This window comes from Kitasatospora arboriphila (genome assembly GCF_039528095.1).
GTDB classification, from domain to species: Bacteria; Actinomycetota; Actinomycetes; order Streptomycetales; family Streptomycetaceae; genus Kitasatospora; species Kitasatospora arboriphila.
Genome location: NZ_BAAALD010000008.1, coordinates 109,217 through 130,346, shown reverse-complemented (window position 1 = coordinate 130,346; position 21,130 = coordinate 109,217). Strand labels below are relative to the sequence as shown.

The 21,130-nt window shown below is 73.1% G+C and carries 23 protein-coding genes; 19 read left to right on the top strand and 4 right to left on the bottom strand.

Features of this window, described 5'->3' with window-relative positions:
* Positions 1 to 598 precede the first annotated feature (598 nt).
* The 6 genes from ABD353_RS06955 to ABD353_RS06935 all read left to right on the top strand — a co-directional run bounded on the left by ABD353_RS06955 (position 599) and on the right by ABD353_RS06935 (position 3,722).
* Positions 599 to 910: a MoaD/ThiS family protein gene (locus ABD353_RS06955; RefSeq protein ID WP_344622586.1), complete on the top strand. Its 312-nt coding sequence runs from the start codon at positions 599 to 601 to the stop codon at positions 908 to 910.
* Positions 911 to 997: 87 nt separating this feature from the next.
* Positions 998 to 1,687, top strand: a complete 690-nt coding sequence (locus tag ABD353_RS06950; RefSeq protein WP_344622585.1) for an LmeA family phospholipid-binding protein — start codon at positions 998 to 1,000, stop codon at positions 1,685 to 1,687.
* 241 nt (positions 1,688 to 1,928) lie between these two features.
* Positions 1,929 to 2,009, top strand: a complete 81-nt coding sequence (locus tag ABD353_RS40355; RefSeq protein WP_350637490.1) for a putative leader peptide — start codon at positions 1,929 to 1,931, stop codon at positions 2,007 to 2,009.
* A gap of 214 nt (positions 2,010 to 2,223) precedes the next feature.
* Positions 2,224 to 3,060, top strand: a complete 837-nt coding sequence (locus ABD353_RS06945; protein WP_344622584.1) for a sulfurtransferase — start codon at positions 2,224 to 2,226, stop codon at positions 3,058 to 3,060.
* A 36-nt stretch (positions 3,061 to 3,096) separates the two neighbouring features.
* Positions 3,097 to 3,387 (top strand): DUF1416 domain-containing protein, encoded by a 291-nt coding sequence (locus ABD353_RS06940; RefSeq protein WP_030268750.1) that lies wholly within the window; start codon positions 3,097 to 3,099, stop codon positions 3,385 to 3,387.
* A gap of 62 nt (positions 3,388 to 3,449) precedes the next feature.
* The gene (locus ABD353_RS06935; protein WP_344622583.1) at positions 3,450 to 3,722 is read left to right on the top strand and encodes a DUF3099 domain-containing protein; all 273 of its coding nucleotides are present in this window, start codon (positions 3,450 to 3,452) and stop codon (positions 3,720 to 3,722) included.
* On the opposite strand, the gene ABD353_RS06930 is transcribed toward ABD353_RS06935, so the two are convergent.
* Complete coding sequence (locus tag ABD353_RS06930) at positions 3,716 to 4,078, bottom strand: DsrE family protein (protein WP_344622582.1); 363 nt, start codon at positions 4,076 to 4,078, stop codon at positions 3,716 to 3,718. The genes ABD353_RS06935 and ABD353_RS06930 overlap by 7 nt on opposite strands.
* A 279-nt stretch (positions 4,079 to 4,357) precedes the next feature.
* Between ABD353_RS06930 and ABD353_RS06925 the strand changes: the two genes are divergently transcribed.
* From ABD353_RS06925 to ygfZ, 3 genes are all read left to right on the top strand, one after another.
* The gene (locus ABD353_RS06925) at positions 4,358 to 4,942 is read left to right on the top strand and encodes a heme-binding beta-barrel domain-containing protein (RefSeq protein WP_344622581.1); all 585 of its coding nucleotides are present in this window, start codon (positions 4,358 to 4,360) and stop codon (positions 4,940 to 4,942) included.
* Between the two features lie 110 nt (positions 4,943 to 5,052).
* On the top strand, positions 5,053 to 5,502 hold the full coding sequence (locus ABD353_RS06920) for a Fur family transcriptional regulator (RefSeq protein ID WP_344622580.1): 450 nt from the start codon (positions 5,053 to 5,055) through the stop codon (positions 5,500 to 5,502).
* Between the two features lie 10 nt (positions 5,503 to 5,512).
* Entirely contained in the window at positions 5,513 to 6,487 is a 975-nt protein-coding gene (ygfZ, locus tag ABD353_RS06915) for a CAF17-like 4Fe-4S cluster assembly/insertion protein YgfZ (RefSeq protein WP_344622579.1), read from the top strand.
* A 27-nt stretch (positions 6,488 to 6,514) separates the two neighbouring features.
* On the opposite strand, the gene dtd is transcribed toward ygfZ, so the two are convergent.
* Positions 6,515 to 6,946, bottom strand: a complete 432-nt coding sequence (gene dtd, locus ABD353_RS06910; RefSeq protein ID WP_030268761.1) for a D-aminoacyl-tRNA deacylase — start codon at positions 6,944 to 6,946, stop codon at positions 6,515 to 6,517.
* A 337-nt stretch (positions 6,947 to 7,283) separates the two neighbouring features.
* Here dtd and ABD353_RS06905 point away from each other — a divergent pair, with 337 nt between their 5' ends.
* The 3 genes from ABD353_RS06905 to ABD353_RS06895 all read left to right on the top strand — a co-directional run bounded on the left by ABD353_RS06905 (position 7,284) and on the right by ABD353_RS06895 (position 9,183).
* A complete protein-coding gene (locus ABD353_RS06905; protein WP_344622578.1) occupies positions 7,284 to 7,793 on the top strand; it encodes an RsiG family protein in 510 nt (169 codons plus the stop codon).
* 56 nt (positions 7,794 to 7,849) lie between these two features.
* Entirely contained in the window at positions 7,850 to 8,800 is a 951-nt protein-coding gene (locus tag ABD353_RS06900; RefSeq protein WP_344622577.1) for an asparaginase, read from the top strand.
* A gap of 167 nt (positions 8,801 to 8,967) precedes the next feature.
* A complete protein-coding gene (locus ABD353_RS06895) occupies positions 8,968 to 9,183 on the top strand; it encodes a dodecin (RefSeq protein ID WP_263104140.1) in 216 nt (71 codons plus the stop codon).
* 95 nt (positions 9,184 to 9,278) lie between these two features.
* On the opposite strand, the gene ABD353_RS06890 is transcribed toward ABD353_RS06895, so the two are convergent.
* Complete coding sequence (locus ABD353_RS06890) at positions 9,279 to 9,770, bottom strand: inorganic diphosphatase (protein ID WP_344622576.1); 492 nt, start codon at positions 9,768 to 9,770, stop codon at positions 9,279 to 9,281.
* Positions 9,771 to 9,844: 74 nt separating this feature from the next.
* On the opposite strand from ABD353_RS06890, the gene dacB reads away from it, so the two are divergent.
* From dacB to folE, 6 genes are all read left to right on the top strand, one after another.
* Positions 9,845 to 11,359, top strand: coding sequence for a D-alanyl-D-alanine carboxypeptidase/D-alanyl-D-alanine endopeptidase (gene dacB, locus ABD353_RS06885; RefSeq protein ID WP_344622575.1), 1,515 nt, complete (start codon positions 9,845 to 9,847; stop codon positions 11,357 to 11,359).
* Between the two features lie 77 nt (positions 11,360 to 11,436).
* Positions 11,437 to 12,603, top strand: a complete 1,167-nt coding sequence (locus ABD353_RS06880) for a zinc-dependent metalloprotease (protein ID WP_344622574.1) — start codon at positions 11,437 to 11,439, stop codon at positions 12,601 to 12,603.
* A 235-nt stretch (positions 12,604 to 12,838) separates the two neighbouring features.
* Positions 12,839 to 13,963: a tRNA lysidine(34) synthetase TilS gene (gene tilS / locus ABD353_RS06875; RefSeq protein WP_344622573.1), complete on the top strand. Its 1,125-nt coding sequence runs from the start codon at positions 12,839 to 12,841 to the stop codon at positions 13,961 to 13,963.
* Positions 13,964 to 14,024: 61 nt separating this feature from the next.
* Positions 14,025 to 14,579 carry a hypoxanthine phosphoribosyltransferase gene (gene hpt, locus ABD353_RS06870; protein ID WP_030268775.1) on the top strand — a complete coding sequence of 185 codons (555 nt, stop codon included), beginning with the start codon at positions 14,025 to 14,027 and terminating at the stop codon, positions 14,577 to 14,579.
* A 218-nt stretch (positions 14,580 to 14,797) separates the two neighbouring features.
* On the top strand, positions 14,798 to 16,840 hold the full coding sequence (gene ftsH, locus ABD353_RS06865; RefSeq protein WP_344622572.1) for an ATP-dependent zinc metalloprotease FtsH: 2,043 nt from the start codon (positions 14,798 to 14,800) through the stop codon (positions 16,838 to 16,840).
* A gap of 126 nt (positions 16,841 to 16,966) precedes the next feature.
* On the top strand, positions 16,967 to 17,572 hold the full coding sequence (gene folE, locus ABD353_RS06860) for a GTP cyclohydrolase I FolE (protein ID WP_344622571.1): 606 nt from the start codon (positions 16,967 to 16,969) through the stop codon (positions 17,570 to 17,572).
* 33 nt (positions 17,573 to 17,605) lie between these two features.
* Here the strand turns inward: folE and ABD353_RS06855 are convergent, their stop codons facing one another.
* Positions 17,606 to 18,790 carry an alpha/beta hydrolase gene (locus ABD353_RS06855; RefSeq protein WP_344622570.1) on the bottom strand — a complete coding sequence of 395 codons (1,185 nt, stop codon included), beginning with the start codon at positions 18,788 to 18,790 and terminating at the stop codon, positions 17,606 to 17,608.
* 437 nt (positions 18,791 to 19,227) lie between these two features.
* Between ABD353_RS06855 and ABD353_RS06850 the strand changes: the two genes are divergently transcribed.
* On the top strand, positions 19,228 to 21,084 hold the full coding sequence (locus tag ABD353_RS06850; protein WP_344622569.1) for a phosphatidylglycerol lysyltransferase domain-containing protein: 1,857 nt from the start codon (positions 19,228 to 19,230) through the stop codon (positions 21,082 to 21,084).
* The last annotated feature ends 46 nt before the right edge of the window (positions 21,085 to 21,130 follow it).

The following is a 21,130-nucleotide window of genomic DNA, read 5'->3' as shown; positions in this document are numbered from 1 at the left end:
GGCGCGGCGGCGGTGAAGGTGGAGGATGCGCTCGCAGGGCGTCCGGGGGGAGCTCCGGTGGATTCGCGGGTGCGCACGGCACAGCGGTGCGGACGCGAGGAGTCCCGCGACCCCTGGCGTACCGTTCCTGCCCTGCCCATCCGCGAACCTTCCGGTCTGCTCCCGCGCCGGGTGAGGCCCGGCGCCGGTCCTGACGCCCCGTCGGGCCGCGGGCACTCCGTCGTGCCGTTGTCCTCGGGGTGTTCCCGCCTCCGGCGCGGGTGGTGCGCCGTTCGCAAGAACGTCCGTACTGGCGTCCTGAAAGCACAAAAGGACCCGGGGGCGACTCTGCCCGGATCCCTTACGCCTCGAGAATAGCCGACCACGCCCAGCTCCGGGAGGGGCGCGCGGAGAGTGCTGGATCACGCGGCGTGCGCCCCCGGCCCTTGCGGAGGCCCGCCGTCCGCCCGTCCGGGCCGGGGCGTTGACGACCCGGCGGCCGTCCGGTCCATCATGGGTGCAGCACCGGCCGCACCGTACGTGTACACCTTGGCGTGGGCGGGCCGGCGGACGGAGCCGGGCCGCTGCACCGGGCGAGGGACGACGAGGAGGGCTTGCCATGGGCACCACCGCCGCTGCTTCACCCGGGGGAGTGGCCCCGGCCGCCGCACGGGTGACCGGGACGATCCGCTACTGGGCCGCCGCCAAGGCCGAGGCGGGCACCGCCGAGGAGCCGTACGAGGCCGCCACGCTCGCCGAGGCGCTGGCCGCGGTGCACGAGCGGCACGCCGACCGGCCCCGGCTGCTCCAGGTGCTCGGGCACTGCTCGTTCCTGGTCGACGGCGAGCAGGTCGGCACCCGCGACCGGGCCGGGGTCGCGCTCACCGAGGGCGGCACCGTCGAGGTGCTCCCGCCGTTCGCCGGCGGCTGAGTCCGGCCGCCAGGAACCGCACGGGGCGGCCGATCGTCGTAGCACTCCGGACGGCACGGCGACACGGAGCGACCACCGGGAGACATGATGCGCGGCTGGCTGAAGGCGACGATCGGCCTGGCGGCCCTGGCCGGGCTGCTGGTCGGCGCGGACCGGGTGGCCGTGGGCGTCGCCGAGGACGAGGCCGCCGACCGGCTGGCGGGCAGCGGCCGGATGGCCCAGCGCCCGGCCGTGCACATCGACGGCTTCCCGTTCCTCACCCAGGCCCTCGCCAAGGAGTTCGACGACGTCCGGCTCTCCGGCGAGGGCATGACGGTCGGCAACGGCAGCCAGCAGGTGGCGCTGCGCTCCTTCAGCGCCCGGCTGTCCGGGGTGTCCGTCGGCGACGACTACCGCAGCGCCACCGTCCGGCACGGCAGCGGCACCGGGCTGATCAGCTACGCCGACGCGGCCCGGCTGGCGGCGCCGCAGTCGGGCGTGCCCGGCGCCGACCGCCTGGAGCTGTCGTACGGCGGCCCCGGCAAGGTCAAGGCCTCGCTGATGGGCGTGTCCGTCGGCCAGGGCGACGTGCACAGCTCGGGCAACACCATCACCGCGGACGGCTTCAAGCTCACCGGCATGGCGTCGGTGCTGAACGGCGCGCTCGGCGGGAAGCTGGGCGCGCGCAGCTTCACCCTCACCGAGCTGCCGGCCGGCCTGAACCTCTCCGGCGCCGTGCCGCAGCCGGACGGCCTCCAGCTCACCTTCCAGGGCGAGAACGTCCGCGTGATCGGCTGATCCGCCGGTCGAGGCGCCCGCCGCCGCCCGTTCCCCCACCCCTTCCGTCCCGCACTGCGAGACGCGCTGTCCAGCAATGCCGTTCGCGCCGATGCCCCGGGCCCCGTTCCGGTCGTGCCGGGGTGGCATTCGTGCTGGCCGCAGCGGCGGTAAATCGGCAAATCCCAGTATTCGGGCCATCTGGTCTCATTATTCGACACGCTGATGACAGCGGGCCCGCGGTGTCCCTAGCATCGTCGGCATGAAGCGACAGGCGGATCTCACGAAGCGGCGGGCGGTAGACCTGTGCCGCGTGTCCACCTGCCTGTGTCGAATGCGCTGACCGGGCAGCTCTGACCAGCCCGTCAGGCCCCGCCCGCCCCGCATGCCGGCCCCGTGCGGCCCGCTCCCGGACCGCCGGCCCCCGGCACCTCTGATCCGAACCGCCCGCCAGGCCCACGACCTGCGGTGTCCGAACTGTGGACACCCGGTCGGAACCTCGGCCTGCGGGCACCCACAGCAGCCTTCCGCAACCGCCCCCGGATGGAGACATCACCATGAGCCGCAGCGACGTCCTGGTCGACGCCGACTGGGTCCAGGCCCGCCTGGACGACCCGAAGGTCGTCATCGTCGAGGTCGACGAGGACACCTCCGCCTACGAGAAGAACCACATCCGCAACGCGGTCCGCATCGACTGGAAGTCCGACCTCCAGGACCCGGTGCGTCGCGACTTCATCGACCAGGCCGGCTTCGAGGCGCTGCTGAGCGCCAAGGGCATCGCCAACGACCAGACCGTGGTGCTCTACGGCGGCAACAACAACTGGTTCGCCTCGTACGCATACTGGTACTTCAAGCTGTACGGCCACGGCGACGTCCGTCTGCTGGACGGCGGCCGCAAGAAGTGGGAGCTCGACTCCCGCGAGCTGGTCGTCGAGGTGCCCGAGCGCGCCGTGACCGAGTACAAGGCGAAGGCCGTCGACAGCTCGATCCGCGCCTTCCGCGACGACGTGATCGACGCGATCGGCAACCTCAACCTGGTCGACGTGCGCTCGCCCGACGAGTTCTCCGGCAAGCTGCTCGCCCCGGCCCACCTCCCGCAGGAGCAGTCGCAGCGTCCGGGCCACGTCCCGAGCGCCAAGAACATCCCGTGGGCCAAGAACGCCAACGACGACGGCACCTTCAAGAGCGACGACGAGTTGCGCGCGCTCTACCAGGAGGAGGGCGTGGACCTGGCCAAGGACACCATCGCCTACTGCCGCATCGGCGAGCGCTCCGCGCTCACCTGGTTCGTGCTGCACGAGCTGCTCGACCAGCCGAACGTGAAGAACTACGACGGCTCCTGGACCGAGTACGGCAGCCTCGTCGGCGTGCCGATCGAGCTCGGCAGCAACTGAGCCCCCGGCTCGAACCGTAGGAAGGGAAGACAAGACATGTGCGGTGCGAAGGCCGGCGGCCCGGACCTGGCAGGAGTTGACGTGGCGAGCGAGACGATCATCCAGGGTTCGGTGACCCGCGACGGCGAGCCGGTCAACGGCTACGTGCGGCTGCTCGACGAGGGCGGCGAGTTCACCGCCGAGGTGCCCACCTCGGCGACCGGACAGTTCCGCTTCTTCGCCCGTCCGGGCACCTGGACGCTGCGTGCGCTGGTGCCGGGCGCGACCGTCGACCGCCAGGTCGTGGCCGCCCAGGGCGAGTTCACCGAGGTCGCGATCGCGGTCTGACCGCCGACGACCGGTGCCGTGGCCCCCTGCCGAGCAGGGGGCCACGGCCATACCCTGGAGGTGTGCAGGCACACCGGCGGCACGTCCGCTACTTCGTCATGATGGGCGTCTGCCTCGGCATGTTCGTCCTGGCCTGGGGCGTCGTGCGGCTCTGGTCCGTGCCCGCCGCGGTCGGGATGTGCCTGTTCGCCATGGTCATCCCGCCGCTCGCCGCGGTCTTCGCCAACAAGCGCGACCCGGACGACGACTGGTGGAACGACCCGCGCTGGGACGACCCGCGGTGGGACCGGCCCGGCCACGACCGGGACCGCCCCGACCACGAGCCGCGTCAGTAGACCAGCGCCTGCACCCCGTCGGCCATGATCTCGCTCAGGAAGACCTGGGCGCCCGCGATCCGGATCCCCTCGACGGTGTCCTTCTCGCCGATGTCCCGGCGCGCCGCGCACTGGGTGCACAGCGTCACCGTGCCCGCCGCGAGGACCGACTCCAGCAGCTCCGGCAGCGGCGCGGCGTGCGGCAGCTCGAACTCGGCCGCCCGGCCCGGCAGCGCGAACCAGGACGACTCCCCGGTCAGCCAGAGCGACACCTCGACCCCACTGGCGACCGCGACCGCCGCCACCGTGAAGGCCTGCGAGCAGCGCTCCGGCGCGTCCGCCCCGGCCGTGACCTTGATGACCAGCTTCTTCGACATGCCGCCCAGACTATCGACGACGTGGCGGGGCTCACCGAGACCGGCCGGAGGGCGGCCGATAGACTCGCGACGTCATTCGTCTATCTGTCCGCCCGCCCGCAATGGAGCGCCTCGTGTCCGGTCTGGAAATCTTCTTCGACAGTCTGCTCGCGCTGATGGCCGTCCTGATCACCTGGTTCGCCATCTTCTCGGTGATGAAGCTCTACCAGGGCCAGCGCTGACGCCGCCCGACTGCCGTAACGTGTGGAGTCAGCAGACTCCGACGACAGCAGCAGGAAAATGATCGAGATCCCTTCCGACCTCCACCGTGACGTCGTCCCGCTGGCCTTCCTCCTCGGTACGTGGGAGGGCGCCGGCGTTTACGACTTCCCGGGCGCCGAGAAGTGCAACTTCGGCCAGGAGGTCGTCTTCCGGCACGACGGCCGGCCGTTCCTGGAGTTCCGTTCCCGCACCTGGGTCCTGGACGAGCAGGGCGAGAAGGTCCGTCCGCTGGAGAACGAGCACTCCTTCTGGCGGATCACCAGCAACCAGCACGGCACGTCCGGTGAGCGCGAGATCGAGGTCTCGTCCGTCCGCGACGACGGCACCGTGGAGATCTGGTACGGCAAGCTGCACGACGGCAAGCCGCAGATCGACCTCGCCACCGACGCGGTCGCCCGGATCGAGGGCGCCCCGGCCTACACGGGCGGCAAGCGCCTGTACGGCATGGTCAAGGAGGAGCTCCTCTGGGTCGGCGAGAAGGCCGCCCCCGAGGTTCCGCTGCGGCCGTACATGTCCGCGCAGCTCAAGAAGGTGCTGAGCCCGGCGAAGCTGATCCAGGACATCAACGACCTGCCGGACGACGGCATCGCGTTCTTCCGCTGACCGGCCGCCGGGCCCGCCCGGCCCGGTCCGCGGGACCGCACGAGGTAGGGACCGACCCCGGGGTCGGTCCCTACACTTGTCCCATCACCTCCAACGGGCAGGGACCTACCGTGGCGAACACCGAAACCCCCACCGACTGGAAGAGCGACCTGCGGCAGCGCGGCTACCGGCTGACCCCGCAGCGCCAGCTCGTCCTGGAGGCGGTCGACGTGCTGGACCACGCCACCCCGGACGAGATCCTCGGCCACGTCCGCAAGACCGCCAGCGGGGTCAACATCTCCACCGTCTACCGGACGCTGGAGCTGCTGGAGGAACTCGGCCTGGTCTCCCACGCGCACCTCGGCCACGGCGCCCCGACCTACCACCTGGCCGGCCGCCACACCCACCTGCACCTGGTCTGCCGGGACTGCGACAAGGTCACCGAGACCGACACCGCGATCGCCGCCCCGCTGATCGAGAGCCTGCGCGCCGAGCACGGCTTCGACACCGACCTCAAGCACTTCGCGATCTTCGGCCGCTGCGCCGACTGCACCGAAAAGCGCGGCGGCACGCAGTCGTAAGCTGGCCGGTATGACCGGAACCAAGAGCCCGCTGCTCGACCTGCCCGGCGCCGTCCCCGCCGAGGGACCCGACGAGGGCGTCGCCGCCCACTACGGCGACTTCTTCAGGGAACAGCGCGAGCTCGCCGCCGGCCGCGGCTTCGTCGACCTCTCGCACCGCGGGGTGGTCACCGTCAGCGGTGCCGACCGGCTCTCCTGGCTGCACCTGCTGCTCACCCAGCACGTCAGCGCGCTGCCCCCGCAGCAGGCCGCGGACGCCCTGATCCTCTCCCCGAACGGGCACGTCGAGCACGCCCTCTACCTGGTCGACGACGGCGAGACCACCTGGGTGCACGTCGAGCCCGGCACCGCGCCGGCGCTGATCGCCTACCTGGAGAGCATGAAGTTCTTCTACCGGGTGGAGATCGCCGACGCGACCGCCGACCTCGCCGTGGTGCACCTGCCGGCCGGCTCCGCCGCGTCCGCGGAGGGCGCCGCGGCCGTCCGGGAACTCCCGTACGGACGCGAGCTGTTCGTGCCGCGGTCCGAGCTGGAGAAGCTGACGGCCGGTTACGGGCCGGCGGCCGGCGTCTGGGCGTACGAGGCGCTGCGGATCGAGGGCCACCGGCCGCGGCTCGGCTTCGAGACCGACCACCGCACTATCCCGCACGAGGTCGACTGGCTGGCCACCGCCGTCCACCTGCAGAAGGGCTGCTACCGCGGCCAGGAGACGGTCGCCCGGGTGCACAACCTCGGCCGCCCGCCGCGCCGGCTGGTCTTCCTGCACCTCGACGGCACCGAGGAGAAGCTGCCGCAGCACGGCGCCCAGGTCCGGCTGGCCTCGGACGGCGAGGACGGCCGGGCGCTCGGTTTCGTGACCTCCTCGGCCCGGCACTGGGAGCTCGGGCCGATCGCCATGGCGCTGGTCAAGCGGAACGTCCCGGTGGACGCGGTGCTGCTGGCCGACGGCGTGCCCGGCACCCAGGACGTGATCGTCCCGCAGTAGCGGCGCCCCCGCCGGGTCCGGCGGGGTTCAGACCTCCAGCAGCACGGTGAACGGCCCGTCGTTCACCAGCGACACCTTCATGTCCGCCCCGAACCGCCCGGTCTCCACCTTGGCGCCCAACGCCCGCAGCTCGGCCACCACCGCGTCCACCAGCGGCTCGGCGACCGGGCCGGGCGCGGCGGCGTTCCAGGTGGGCCGGCGGCCCTTCCGGGCGTCGCCGTACAGCGTGAACTGACTGATCACCAGCAGCGGTGCGCCCAGCTCCTCGCAGGAGAGCTCGGGGGAGCCGGGGAAGAGCCGCAGCGTCCACAGCTTGCGGGCCAGCTGGGCGGCCTTCGCCGGGGTGTCCTCGTGGGTCGCGCCGACCAGCACGCACAGGCCCGGCCCCTCGATCGCGCCCACGCACTCGCCGTCCACCCGGACGGCCGCCTCCGACACCCGCTGCACCACTGCTCGCATGCCGCCATTCTGCCGGAGGCGCGCGGCGCCTCGGCGTGCGCCGGGTGGCGTGCGCGTGCGCCGAGGTCGGCGCAGGTCAGCGAGCGGCCGCCAATTGTCGTACCAGCCATGGCGGTTCGCCAGGGGGGCCGTTCGGGTGCCGGGCGGTGCGCGGCCGCCCGCCGGGGTGGCACGCTGTCCGACGCCGCCCGCGCACGGCCCGTCGACCGACCAGGTCCCCCGGCGCCGCTAGCCCGAGCGGGTGGCACCGGCGCCCGCAGGGAACTCCCCGCGGCGGCCGGTCGTGTTCGGGTACGGGCAGCACGGCCCGGGACGCAGGAACAACGGCAGGTGGTGGATGGACGCGAGCGACATCGGCGGGCTGGGCCTGGACCAGCTACGGACGCTCCGGCGGGACGCACAGGAGCAGGAGGCCGACCTCTCGTACCTCCGCCGCCTGCTGCAGGGCCGGATGGACATCCTGCGGGCCGAGCTCGCCAACCGCCGGGTGCCGCACGACCTCGCCCCGCAGGCCTCCGCCGACCTGCTCGACCGGCTGCCGGCGATCCTGGCCGACCTGCCCTCCCCCGTCCGCCGCCCGGCCCGGCACGTGACGCTCGGCCCGCCCCGCGGCGCCGAGTACCGCCGCGAGGCCGACGCGCTGATGGGAGACGTCCGGCTCGCCGACCTCGCGGCACGCCCCACCTCCGCCCTGCTGGCCGCCGTCGAGCGGCTCTCCCGGCACGAGCGCGAGGTCTCCGGCCGGCGCCAGGTGCTGCAGCGGACGGCGGACGACTGCAGTGCGGAAATCACCCGCAGGTACCGTGAAGGGGAAGCACGGGTCGACGACCTGCTCACGGGGGGCTGAGGAGCGGGCGGCGGCCGGGCCACCCTCACCCAGTGCACTCGCCGTCAGGAGTCTCCATGCCCCAGTCCGCCCTGCCCGCCCTCGCCGAGGTCATACGCTCCGGCTTCGTCGAGGGCCGCCACCGCGGCTCCCTGGTGCTGCTCGCCGCCGACGGCTCGGTCGAGTACGCGCTCGGCGCACCCGAGGCGCCGGTCTTCCCGCGCTCCACCGCCAAGCCCTTCCAGGCGGTGGCCACCCTGCGGGCCGGCCTCGCCCTGGACGGCGAGGCGCTCGCCCTGGCCGCGTCCAGCCACTCCGCGGAGGACTTCCACCGCGACGCCGTCCGCGCCGTGCTCGCCGCCGCCGGCCTCACCGAGGAGGCCCTGCGCACCCCGGCGGACCTCCCGCTCGACCGGGTCGAGGCCGAGCTGCTGCTGCGCTCCGGCGGCAGCGCCGCACCGATCATGATGGACTGCTCCGGCAAGCACGCCGGCTGGCTGGCCGCCAGCGCCGCCAACGGCTGGGACACCGCCGCGTACCTCGACGCCGCCCACCCGATCCAGGTGCTGGCCCGCGAGGCCCTGGAGGAGGCCACCGGCGAGCGCGCCGCGCACGTCGGCACCGACGGCTGCGGCGCCCCGCTGCTCGCCGTCTCGCTGACCGGCCTGGCCCGCGGCTACCGCTCGCTGGTGCTCTCCGACCCCGGCACCCCGCAGCGCCGCGTCGCCGACGCGATGCGTGCCCACCCCGAGTACGTGGCCGGCACCCGCCGCGCCGACACCTGGCTGATGCGGGCGGTGCCCGGCACGCTCTCCAAGATGGGCGCCGAAGCCGTCCAGGTGGTCGCGCTGGCCGACGGCCGGGCACTCGCCTTCAAGATCGACGACGGTGCCGAGCGGGCCCGCGGGCCGGTGCTCGCCGCCGCGCTGCGCCGCCTCGGCGTCGAGCACGAGGTGCTGGACCGGATCGGTGCCGAGCCGCTGCACGGCGGCGGCGCGGTGGTGGGCGAGGTCCGCGCCGCGTTCTGATCCCCCGCATCGGCACCGCACAGCACCACACCAACGCAGCGGCCGCCCAGGCATCCCGGCCCCGCGCCCGGCGGGCCGCCGCGCGGCGCGCGGGCCGCGGCGTCCTGCGGCACGGTGGACGAGGGCCCGCACACCGTCCCTCGTCACCCACCGCTGGGAGATGCGCCATGACCGACCACGTCTACCGAGTCACCGAGATCGTCGGCTCCTCCGCCGAGGGCATCGACCAGGCGATCCGCAACGGCATCGACCGGGCGTCCCGCACCCTGCGGAACCTGGACTGGTTCGAGGTGACCCAGGTCCGCGGACACCTCGTGGACGGCCGGATCGAGCACTACCAGGTCGGACTGAAGGTCGGCTTCCGGCTGGACGACGCGGACTGACACCGCCCGCGGACGCACGAGGGCCGGGGCGGACAGCACACGTGCTGCCCGCCCCGGCCCTCGCGTCACCCCGGAGAACCGAGGGGAGGGACGGCTCAGTGGCCGCCCTTCTCCTCCAGGCGCTTGATCGAGGCCGTGATCTCGGCCTCGGCCTCGGTGCGGCCGACCCAGTTGGCGCCCTCCACCGACTTGCCGGGCTCCAGGTCCTTGTAGACCTCGAAGAAGTGCTGGATCTCCAGGCGGTCGAACTCCGAGACGTGGTGGATGTCCCGCAGGTGCTCCCAGCGCGGGTCGGTCGCCGGGACGCAGAGCAGCTTGTCGTCGCCGCCGGCCTCGTCGGTCATGTGGAACATGCCGATGGCGCGGCACTTGATCAGGCAGCCCGGGAAGGTCGGCTCGTCCAGGATGACCAGCGCGTCCAGCGGGTCGCCGTCCTCGCCGAGCGTGCCCTCGACGTAGCCGTAGTCGGCCGGGTAGCGGGTCGAGGTGAAGAGCATGCGGTCAAGGCGCAGACGACCGGTCTCGTGGTCGACCTCGTACTTGTTGCGCGAGCCCTTCGGGATCTCGATCAGGACGTCGAACTCCAAGGTTCCTCCAAGGTAGAAACTGACAGAATCCAGTGTCTCGCACGGCAGGGAGTGCTCGGGAAAGGGGCCGGTCGGTGAACGCGCGTGCACGGGTGTGGAGGGGTCGCCGGGCCGTCGCCGCCGGAGCTGTCGCGACGGTGCTCGCGGTCGCCGGACCGCTCGCCGCACCCACCGCGGCGGCCGATCCCGGCCCGGCCGCCGGCCGGCAGGACCGGCACCGCTCGGACGACGGCACCGACGGCGCCCACCGCCGGGGCGCCGGCGCCGACGACAGGAAGAACGATTCCGGGCCGGGCAAGGGCACGGCCCGCCGGCACCGCAGCGCCCCGGTGAAGGGCCCGGTGCTCGCCGCCGCCGCGGACGCCGCCGACGTGCCCACCGGCGACGGCGTGCACCGCTCCCTCGACCCGGCCGTCCACGACGGCGCCCTCGCCACGCTGAACCTCGCGGTCGCCGACGCCACCACCGGCACGCTGCTGTACGGCTCCGGGGAGAACACCCCGGCCACCCCCGCCTCCACCACCAAGCTCGCCACCGCCGTCGCCGCGCTCGCGCTGATCCCGCCGACCACCCGGATCGCCACCACCGTCGTCCGCGGCAGCGATCCCGGCAGCATCACCCTCGTCGGCGGCGGCGACCCGACCCTCACCGCGCTCCCCACCGACCAGGTCCGTGTCGGCGGCCAGCCGGTGGACGCCGACACCGCCCCGGCCTCGCTCGCCGACCTCGCCGCCCGCACCGCGGCGGCCCTCAAGGCCGCCGGCACCACCACCGTCCGGCTCGGCTACGACACCTCGCTCTACACCGGCCCGCTGCTCCACCCCGAGCACGACGCCACCAACATCGCCGCCGTCACCCCGCTGATGGTCGACGAGGGCCGGATCGACCCGAAGTCCCCCGACGAGGCCCCCGCCCGGGTCTTCGACCCCGCCGGGCAGGCCGCCGGGGCCTTCGCCGACCGGCTGCGCGCCGAGGGCGTGGCCGTCGACGGCACCCCCGCGCAGACCCCCGCCCCGGCCGGCGCCGCCGCGATCGCCGAGGTCCGGTCGCCGACCGTCCCGCGGCTCGTCGAGCGGCTGCTCACCACCTCCGACAACACCCTCGCCGAGGCCGTCGCCCGGCAGGTCGCGATCGCCGCCAAGAAGCCGGCGAGCTTCGAGGGCGCCTCCGCCGCCACCCTCCAGGCGCTCACGGCGCTCGCCGTCCCGACGGCCGGCGTGGTGCTGAACGACGGCAGCGGCCTCAGCAGCAAGAACCTGATCCCGCCGATCACCCTCACCGAACTGCTCGCCCGGGCCGCCGCCCCCGACCACCCCGAGCTGCGCCCGGTGCTGACCGGCCTGCCGGTCGCCGGGTTCACCGGCACCCTGGTCAACCGGTTCGGCGCCCGCTCCGGCGCCGCCGCGGCGGCCGGCGTCGTCCGGGCCAAGACCGGCACCCTCTCCGGCGTGGCCACCCTGGCCGGCACCGTCGTCGACGCCGACGGCCGGGTGCTGGTCTTCGCGCTGATGAGCCGGACGAACGGGGGCGACGCCCGCGGCGCGGTGGACCGGATCGTCGCCCGGATCGCCGCCTGCGGCTGCCGCTGACCCGCCCGCCGCGGCACCCCGGCACCGGCACGGCAGGTTCCCTCCCTCCACCGCCCCGGAGCACGTACGGTGAGGGCATGACGAGCGCGAGCGGCGGAGCAGGAATGGTCGACTGGAACCTCGCGGTCGCGACCGCCACCCGGCTGGCCAGGCCGGGCCCGGAGGTGACCCGCGAGGAGGCCGTCAAGGTGGTCGCCGAGCTGCGCCGGCACGCCCTGGAGGCCGAGGAGCACGTGCGCGGCTACACCGGGCTCCGGCCCGCCCGGCTGTCCGACGCCGAGGCCACCCCGGTGCTGGTGGTCGACCGGCCCGGCTGGGTGCGCGCCAACGTCGCGGGCTTCCGCACCATCGTCCAGCCGCTGGTGGACCGCCTCCAGGCCCGCCGCAGCGAGGGCACCGGCTCCCAGGTGTTCGGCAGCATCGGGGAGAAGGCCACCGGCATCGAGGTCGGCGCGCTGCTGGCCTTCCTCTCCACCAAGGTGCTCGGCCAGTACGAGACCTTCGCGCCCGCCGAGCCGCCGCCGGCGCCGGACAGCCCCGCCGGGCTCTTCGACAAGCCGCGCCGCGGCCCCGAGCCGCCCGGCCCGGGCCGGCTGCTGCTGGTCGCGCCGAACATCGTCCAGGTCGAGCGGGAGCTGGACGTGGACCCGCACGACTTCCGGCTCTGGGTCTGCCTGCACGAGGAGACCCACCGCACCCAGTTCAGCGCGGTGCCGTGGCTGCGCGACCACATCCAGTCCGAGGTGCAGTCCTTCCTGGCGCAGACCGACATCGACCCCGGCGCGCTGCTGGAGCGGGCCCGCGAGGTCGTCGCGGACGGCTTCCCGGGCCTCGGCGGGCGCGGCGACGGCTCGGGCCCGCAGACCCTGCTGGAGGCCGTCCAGTCGCCCGGCCAGCGCGAGGTGCTGGGCCGGCTGACCGCGGTGATGTCGCTGCTGGAGGGCCACGCCGACGTGGTCATGGACGGCGTCGGCCCCGCGGTGGTGCCGAGCGTCGCCGAGATCCGGGAGAAGTTCCAGCGCCGCCGCGACCGCGGCGCCAGCCGGCTGGACCTGGTGCTGCGCAGGCTGCTCGGCATGGACGCCAAGCTGCGCCAGTACCAGGACGGCGCGGTCTTCGTCCGCGGCGTGGTGGACCGGGTCGGCATGGCCGGCTTCAACCGGATCTGGACGTCGCCGAACACCCTGCCGACCAAGGAGGAGATCCACGACCCGGCCGCCTGGGTCGCCCGGGTGGCCCGCTGACCCGTCCGCCGGCGACCGCACACCTGCCCAACCCGGGCCGACGGCGGCCGAATGAACGTTTTTCCATTCACCCGTACGTGGGACCGTGGACCCCGCGCTGGCGTGCACGGCCTGGCAGCGGGCCGCTTTCTGCGACCATCTGTGAGCGCCCGGTGACCTTGAGCGTGCGAGGTTCCCCGCCCCGCCGCCCGGGCCGGCCGCCGTCCCTCCCCGTCTCCGTCAAGGAGTGCACCCCGTGGGCCCACATCCCGCCGTCGCGGCGATACGCCTCGCCGTCCGCCGCACCCTCGCCGACCTCGCGGCCGAGGCCGGCGTCCCCGTCGCCGCACCGGTCCGCGCCCCGCAGAGCCGGCCCGCCGCCGCCGCGCTCGTGCCGGCCGGCGCCACCACCCTGATCGGCAACGCCCGCCGCCACCCCTCCGGGCTGCCGCGCACCCCCGCCGCCCCCGGCTCGCCGCTCGTGCTGGTCGCCGTCAGCGGCGGCGCCGACTCGATGGCCCTGGCGACCGCCACCGCCTTCGAGGCCCCCAAGCTCGGCCTGCGGGTGGGCGCCGTCACCGTCGACCACGGCCTGCAGGCCGGTTCCGCCGAGCGCGCCGAGCAGGTCGCCGTCCGGCTGCGCGAACTCGGCCTCGACCCGGTGGAGGCCGTCCCCGTCCGGGTCGGCCGCGACGGCGGCCCGGAGAACGCCGCCCGGGACGCCCGCTACGCCGCCCTCGACGCCGCCGCCGACCGCCACGGCGCGCTCGCCGTCCTGCTCGGCCACACCCGCGACGACCAGGCCGAGACCGTCCTGCTCGGCCTCGCCCGCGGCTCCGGCGCCCGCTCGCTGGCCGGCATGCCCGCCCAGAAGGGCCGCTACCGCCGGCCGCTGCTCGAACTCGACCGCGCCGCCACCCGCCAGGCCTGCTCGGCGCAGTCCATCCCGGTCTGGGACGACCCGCACAACTCCGACCCGGCCTACACCCGCGCCCGGGTCCGCCACGAGGTGCTGCCGGTGCTGGAGAAGCACCTCGGCGGCGGCGTGGTCGAGGCGCTCGCCCGCACCGCCCGGCTGTTCCGCGACGACGCCGACGCGCTCGACCAGTGGGCCGCCCTCGCCGAGCGCGACCTCCGAACGGTCGAAGGCTCCCTGGACGTCGGCCGGCTCGCCGAACTGCCGCCCGCGGTCCGCCGCCGGGTGCTGCGCCGGGCCGCGCTGCGCGCGGGCTGCCCGGCCGGCGACCTGTTCGCCCGGCACCTGGAGAGCGTCGACCTGCTGGTCACCGGCTGGCGCGGCCAGGGGCCGCTGCACCTACCCGGGGGGGTCGAAGCGACCCGTCGGTGTGGCACGCTGGTGTTTCGGCGGCAGAGCGACTAGCGGCATCCGGTCGCGTAGCCGCCGCCGACACAGACCCCGAACGTTTGAGGACGTATCCCCGGTGGATCAGAACGACATGGGCGCCGACCTGGCGAAGGTGCTCATCAGCAAGGACGAGATCGACGCCAAGCTGCTTGAGCTGGCCGAGCGGATCGACCGGGACTACGCCGGGAAGGACCTGCTGCTGGTCGGCGTGCTCAAGGGCGCCGTCATGGTGATGGCCGACCTCGCCCGGACGCTGCACTCCCAGGTGACCATGGACTGGATGGCCGTCTCCTCCTACGGGATGGGCACCAAGTCCTCCGGCGTGGTGCGGATCCTCAAGGACCTCGACACCGACATCGCCGGCCGGGACGTGCTGATCGTCGAGGACATCATCGACTCCGGTCTGACGCTGTCCTGGCTGCTCGGCAACCTCGGCTCGCGCCGCCCCGCCTCGCTCGAGGTGTGCACCCTGCTGCGCAAGCCGGACGCCGCCAAGGTGGAGATCGACGTCAAGTACGTCGGCTTCGACATCCCCAACGAGTTCGTGGTCGGCTACGGCCTCGACTACGCCGAGAAGCTGCGCAACCTGCCGTTCATCGGCACGCTGGCGCCGCACGTCTACGGCGGCTGACGCCGTCCGGGCGACGGGTGGGAACAGCACGCCGTTCCCACCCGTTGTGCCGAGGTAGGAAAATACGTCGTGCCGTCGTGCTCCCGCCACGCGCGGGTGGTACTGCGGTACGGTCCAATGAACCGCTCTTCTCATGAGCAGATACCGGATGCGCCGCGGCCGAGGCCGCGTAGCGCCGTCGAGTGGCAGGAGGGACGGGGCGGCAACGCCCCGCATGGATGGACGTCAAGCGATACTTCCGTGCGCCGATCATGTGGATCGTGCTGGCCGTCCTCGCCGTCATCGTGTTGATGCAGGTCGTCTCGGACTCGAGCGGCTACAAGACGGCGGACACCGGCCAGGTCATTGCGGCGATCAACAGCAACCAGGTCAAGCAGGCGCAGCTCACCACAGGTGACTCCAACCTGATCAAGATCGAGCTGAAGGACGGCCAGCAGCTGCCGGCCAAGGCCAACGGCAAGGCCCCCAGCGGCAGCAAGTTCCAGGCCTCGTACGTCTCGGACGGCCAGGCGAACGCGATCGCCGACACGCTCCAGCAGTCGTACAAGAACGGCCAGCTGCCCAACAACTACACCGTCACCCCGGAGCGGCAGTCGACCTTCGTCAGCCTCCTGCTGTCGATGCTGCCGATCGTCATCATCGTCCTCGTCTTCCTGTTCCTGATGAACCAGATGCAGGGTGGCGGCTCCCGGGTCATGCAGTTCGGCAAGTCCAAGGCCAAGCTGCTCACCAAGGACACCCCGAAGACCACGTTCTCGGACGTCGCGGGCGCGGACGAGGCGGTGGAGGAGCTCCAGGAGATCAAGGAGTTCCTGCAGGAGCCGTCGAAGTTCCAGGCCGTCGGCGCCAAGATCCCCAAGGGCGTGCTGCTGTACGGCCCGCCCGGCACCGGCAAGACCCTGCTGGCCCGTGCCGTGGCCGGCGAGGCGGGCGTGCCGTTCTACTCCATCTCCGGTTCCGACTTCGTCGAGATGTTCGTCGGTGTCGGTGCCTCCCGGGTGCGCGACCTGTTCGAGCAGGCCAAGGCGAACGCCCCGGCGATCATCTTCGTCGACGAGATCGACGCCGTCGGCCGGCACCGCGGTGCGGGCCTCGGCGGCGGCCACGACGAGCGCGAGCAGACGCTGAACCAGCTGCTCGTCGAGATGGACGGCTTCGACGTCAAGGGCGGCGTCATCCTGATCGCCGCCACCAACCGCCCGGACATCCTGGACCCGGCGCTGCTGCGCCCGGGCCGCTTCGACCGGCAGATCGCCGTCGAGCGCCCCGACCTCCAGGGCCGCCTGGACATCCTCAAGGTGCACCAGAAGGGCAAGCCGATCGCGCCCGACGTCGACCTCTCGGCCGTCGCCAAGCGCACCCCCGGCTTCACCGGCGCGGACCTCTCCAACGTCCTCAACGAGGCGGCCCTGCTGACCGCCCGCTCGGACAAGAAGCTGATCGACAACCTCGTCCTCGACGAGGCCATCGACCGCGTCGTGGCCGGCCCGCAGAAGCGGACCCGGATCATGTCCGACCGCGAGAAGAAGATCACTGCGTACCACGAGGGCGGCCACGCCCTGGTCGCGGCGGCCTCCCCGAACGCGGACCCGGTCCACAAGATCACCATCCTGTCCCGCGGCCGCGCCCTGGGCTACACGATGGTGCTCCCGGACGAGGACAAGTACTCGACCACCCGCAACGAGATGCTCGACCAGCTGGCCTACATGCTGGGCGGCCGCGCCGCGGAGGAGCTGGTCTTCCACGACCCGACCACCGGCGCGTCCAACGACATCGAGAAGGCCACCGCCACGGCCCGCGCGATGGTCACCCAGTACGGCATGAGCGAGCGCCTCGGCGCGATCAAGTTCGGCTCCAGCGACTCCGAGCCGTTCCTCGGCCGCGAGATGGCCCACCAGCGCGACTACTCCGAGGAGATCGCCGGGCTGGTGGACGAGGAGGTCAAGAAGCTCATCGAGAACGCGCACAACGAGGCCTGGGAGATCCTGGTCGAGAACCGCGACGTGCTCGACAACCTCGTGCTGGAGCTGCTGGAGAAGGAGACGCTGAACAAGGAGCAGATCGCCGAGATCTTCTCCACGATCGTGAAGCGCCCCGCCCGCCCCGCGTGGACGGGCTCCTCCCGCCGCACCCCCTCCACCCGCCCGCCGGTGCAGTCCCCGAAGGAGCTGGCGCTGACCAACGGCGTCGCCTCCTCCCACGAGGCCGCCCCGGTGGACGTCATGAAGCTGCCGCCCGCCGAGGGCTCCACCGAGAGCTGAGCGGCCGCCCGTACGGAATGAATGCCGCGCCACCGGGGTTTGTACCCTGGAGGCGCGGCATTCGTGCTGCCGGGCCCGGTGCCCGACGAACGACCATCCACTGGCAATGAGGCAAGCGAGGCCCGCATGATCGACCCGGTGACTCTCGACGGTGAGCCCGCCGTCGGGCACTTCGACCAGAAGCGCGCCGAGAACGCGGTGCGCGAGCTGCTGATCGCCGTGGGCGAGGACCCGGACCGCGAGGGCCTGCTGGAGACGCCGGCCCGGGTGGCCCGCGCCTACAAGGAGATATTCGCGGGGCTCTGGCAGCAGCCGGAGGACGTGCTCACCACCACCTTCGACATCGGCCACGACGAGATGGTGCTGGTGAAGGACATCGAGGTCTTCTCGACCTGCGAGCACCACCTGGTGCCCTTCCGCGGCGTCGCGCACGTCGGGTACATCCCGGCCACCACCGGCAAGATCACCGGCCTGTCGAAGCTGGCCCGCCTGGTCGACGTCTACGCCCGCCGCCCGCAGGTCCAGGAGCGGCTGACCAGTCAGGTCGCCGACGCCCTGATGAGCATCCTGGAGCCCCGCGGCGCGATCGTCGTCATCGAGTGCGAGCACATGTGCATGTCGATGCGAGGCATCCGCAAGCCCGGCGCCAAGACCATCACCTCGGCCGTCCGCGGCCAGCTCCGCGACCCGGCCACCCGCGCCGAGGCGATGAGCCTGATCGCCGCCCGGTAGCACCCCGCGCGGCCCGCCCCGGGGCGGGCCGCGCTACTGCCGCGGCTCGCGGTCCGGCGGCGGCGCCAGCCGGTCGCTCATCCACTCCAGGGCCGCGGGAAGCTCCCGGCGCCAGGTCTCGAAGCTGTGCCCGCCGTCGTCCAGAAAGAGCGAGTCCACGGTGAAGTCGGGGTTGTTCGCCGCGACCTGCTGGGCGGTGGCCAGGAACTGCTGGGTCGCCTGGTAGTTGTCCTCCGTCCTGGTGCTGACCACCAGCAGCGAGGCGTGCGGGGCCGGCAGGTTCTTCAGCCGCCAGTTCAGGTCCGACTGCGAGGCGGCCTGCGCGTCGCCCCGGAAGAGGTCGCCGTCCGTCCAGCGGTCGTTCGGCACCTGGTAGTCCGCGTGCAGGGCGGCCGCGTTCGGGAAGGCGTCCGGACTGCGCATCGCCATCCGCAGCGCGCAGCTCCCCCCGGTCGAGTAGCCGAACACCCCCCAGGAGGCGGGGGAGTGGCTCGCCCGGTAGGCGGACCTGATCGCCGTCGGGACGTCCTTGGTGAACCAGGTCTCCGACCGCGGGCCGCCGGCCACGTCCACGCACTCGGTGTTCCGCGGCGGCGCCACCGTCGGCCGGGCCATCACCACGATCGTCGGCGACATCCGGCCGGCCCGCTCCAGCTCCGACACCGTCTGCGGCACCCGCAGCCCCTCCACCAGGTGCAGCGACGGGCCGGGGTAGCCGCCGATCGCCAGCATCACCGGGAACCGTTCGCGGGCGTACTTCGGGACGAAGTACTCCGGCGGCAGGTAGACGAAGACCTGGTCGGACAGCCCCGACTCGGTGCCCGTCACCTTCACCGAGTCGACCCGCCCGACCTCCTCCGGCCTGCCCGCCGGCAGCACGTCCTTCACCGTCTCCAGCCCGCCCTCGGAGGTCGGCTCGACCAGCTTCTGGGAGTCCGGCGCCGCGCCCTTGGCGTGCTCCGAGCTGGTCAGCGCCAGGGCGGCCCCGCCCGGGTGCAGCAGGTCGTTCCACGAGGTGTAGAAGCTGTACGTGTTGTTGACCGCCAGCGCCAGCACCCCCAGCACCGAGACCTGAACCACCGTCAGCAGGCCCAGGCGCCCCAGCACCGGCAGCGGCCGCTGGCGGGCCAACCGGGGCCACAGCCAGAGGGTGGCGGCCAGGCCCGCGACCGCCGTCGCGATCAGCGAGTACACCAGCGACCTGCTGGTCAGTTCCATGGCGGCGCCTTCCGTCGGGCAGGGTGGGGCCAGGGTTCATCGTGCGTTCGCCCACCACCCCGGGCCACCGGGGCTAGCCTGACCGGGCGTCGGATTCCGACGCCGCCCGGGGTGCTGATCCGGGTGCAACCGAGGCCCTAGAATGCGGCGTCCACCGAGTGCAGTGCGTGAACCACCGTCCCCGTCGTGACGGCCGCTGCGCGCCGTCCCCGCGACCGCCGTCCGGTCGCCCGGTCCCCTGCCGGACCGGGCCCGGGAGCGGTCCACCACCCGTCCCCAGGCTCCCCCTCGGCCCGGGAGGCGCCCGACCGGCATGCCCGCCGGCGGGGCCTTCTTGACCAGCGGATTGCCCGATCAAGGAATAGTCATGAAGGTCCATCACAACTCCTACTTCGGAGTGACAGGACGAGCCGGATCAGCCCCTACGCTGAACTTCCATGAGCGTTCCCGTGTCCGTTGAGCCGTCGACCGAGCAGCCCCGCCGAGGCGGGCTGCAGACGCTGCGCACCCAGGCCGCGGCCGTACCCCGCGCCTGGCTTCCGGGCGTGGTCGGCTACGCCTGCCTGCTGATCGGCCTGCTCGACATCTGCAGCGCCGTCTTCCCGAAGCTCCGCCACACCCGGATGCACACCTTCGCCGGGCAGCTGCCCGGCGCGACCACCACGCTCGCCGCGGCGGGCACGCTCATGGTCGGCGTCCTGCTGGTGCTCCTCGCCCACGCCCTGCGCCGCCGCAAGCGGCGGGCCTGGCGCGCGGTCGTCGTCCTGCTGCCCATGGGCGCCGCCCTGCACCTGCTGCGCTGGCACCAGACCGGCCCCGCCGTGATCTCCCTGGTGCTGTTCGCGGTGATCCTGGTGCACCGCCGCGAGTTCTACGCCAAGGCCGACCCGCGCACCCGCTGGCGCGCGCTCGCCAACCTGGTCGTCATGGGCGTCTTCAGCGTCCTGCTCGGCCTGCTGATCGTGAGCGTCCACCCGAAGTCGGAGATCGGCGACCCGTCGACGGTCCAGCGCCTGGAGGAGACGGTCTACGGCCTCTTCGGCTTCGACGGCCCGATCCGCTACGGCTCCGACCGGATCTCCGACCTGGTCGCCTACTCGCTCGGCGCGCTCGGCCTGCTGACCGCCTTCACCTCGGCCTACCTGCTGCTGCGCCCGGAGAAGCCCGAGCCGGAGCTCACCGTCGAGGACGAGGTCAAGGTCCGCGAGCTGCTGGCCCGCCACGGCACCCGCGACTCGCTCGGCTACTTCGCGCTCCGCCGCGACAAGAGCGTCCTCTTCTCGCCCTCCGGCAAGGCCGCCATCTCCTACCGCGTCGTCTCCGGCGTGATGCTTGCCTCCGGCGACCCGGTCGGTGACGTCGAGGCCTGGCCCGGCGCGATCAAGGTCTTCATGGCGGAGGCCCGCGAGCACGCCTGGGTCCCCGCGGTGATGGGCTGCAGCGAGGTCGGCGGCGAGGTCTGGACGCGCGAGGCCGGCCTCGACGCGCTGGAGCTCGGCGACGAGGCGATCGTCGACACCGCGACCTTCTCGCTCTCCGGCCGCGCCATGCGCAACGTCCGCCAGATGGTCAAGCGGATCGAGCGCAACGGCTACTCCTGCCAGGTCCGCCGGGTCGGCGACCTCACCCTGGAGGAGCGCCGGCAGATCGCCGACGCCGCCTGCCGCTGGCGCGGCACCGACACCGAGCGCGGCTTCTCCATGGCGCTCGGCCGCTTCGGCGACCCGACCGACGACCGCTGCGTCGTCGTCACCGCCCACAAGGCCCCGGCCGAGGGCGAGCCGGCCGGCGCGCCCGGCAGCGACCTCAAGGCGGTGCTGCACTTCGTGCCCTGGGGCCCCGACGGCATCTCGCTGGAGCTGATGCGTCGCGACCGCGAGGCCGACCCCGGCCTCAACGAGCTGCTCATCGTCGCCGCCCTGCAGGCCGTCCCCGCCATGGGCGTCAAGCGGGTCTCGCTGAACTTCGCGATGTTCCGCTCCGCCCTCGCCCGCGGCGAGCGGATCGGCGCGGGCCCGGTGCTGCGCGCCTGGCGCGGCCTGCTGGTGTTCCTCTCCCGCTGGTTCCAGATCGAGTCGCTGTACAAGTTCAACGCCAAGTTCCAGCCGGAGTGGGAGCCCCGCTTCCTCGTCTACAAGCAGACCCGGGACCTCCCGCGGATCGGCTTCGCGGCGATGCAGGCGGAGGCCTTCATCACCCTCGGCATGCCGCGCCTGGGCCGCGCCAAGCAGCGCCAGGGCCTCATGCCCGAGCCCGACCAGGCTCGGCTGGCCGCGGTCACCGAGGCCGCCTGACCGACGGCCGCGCGGCACGGCCCGCACCACCCGCCTGCGGCGGGCA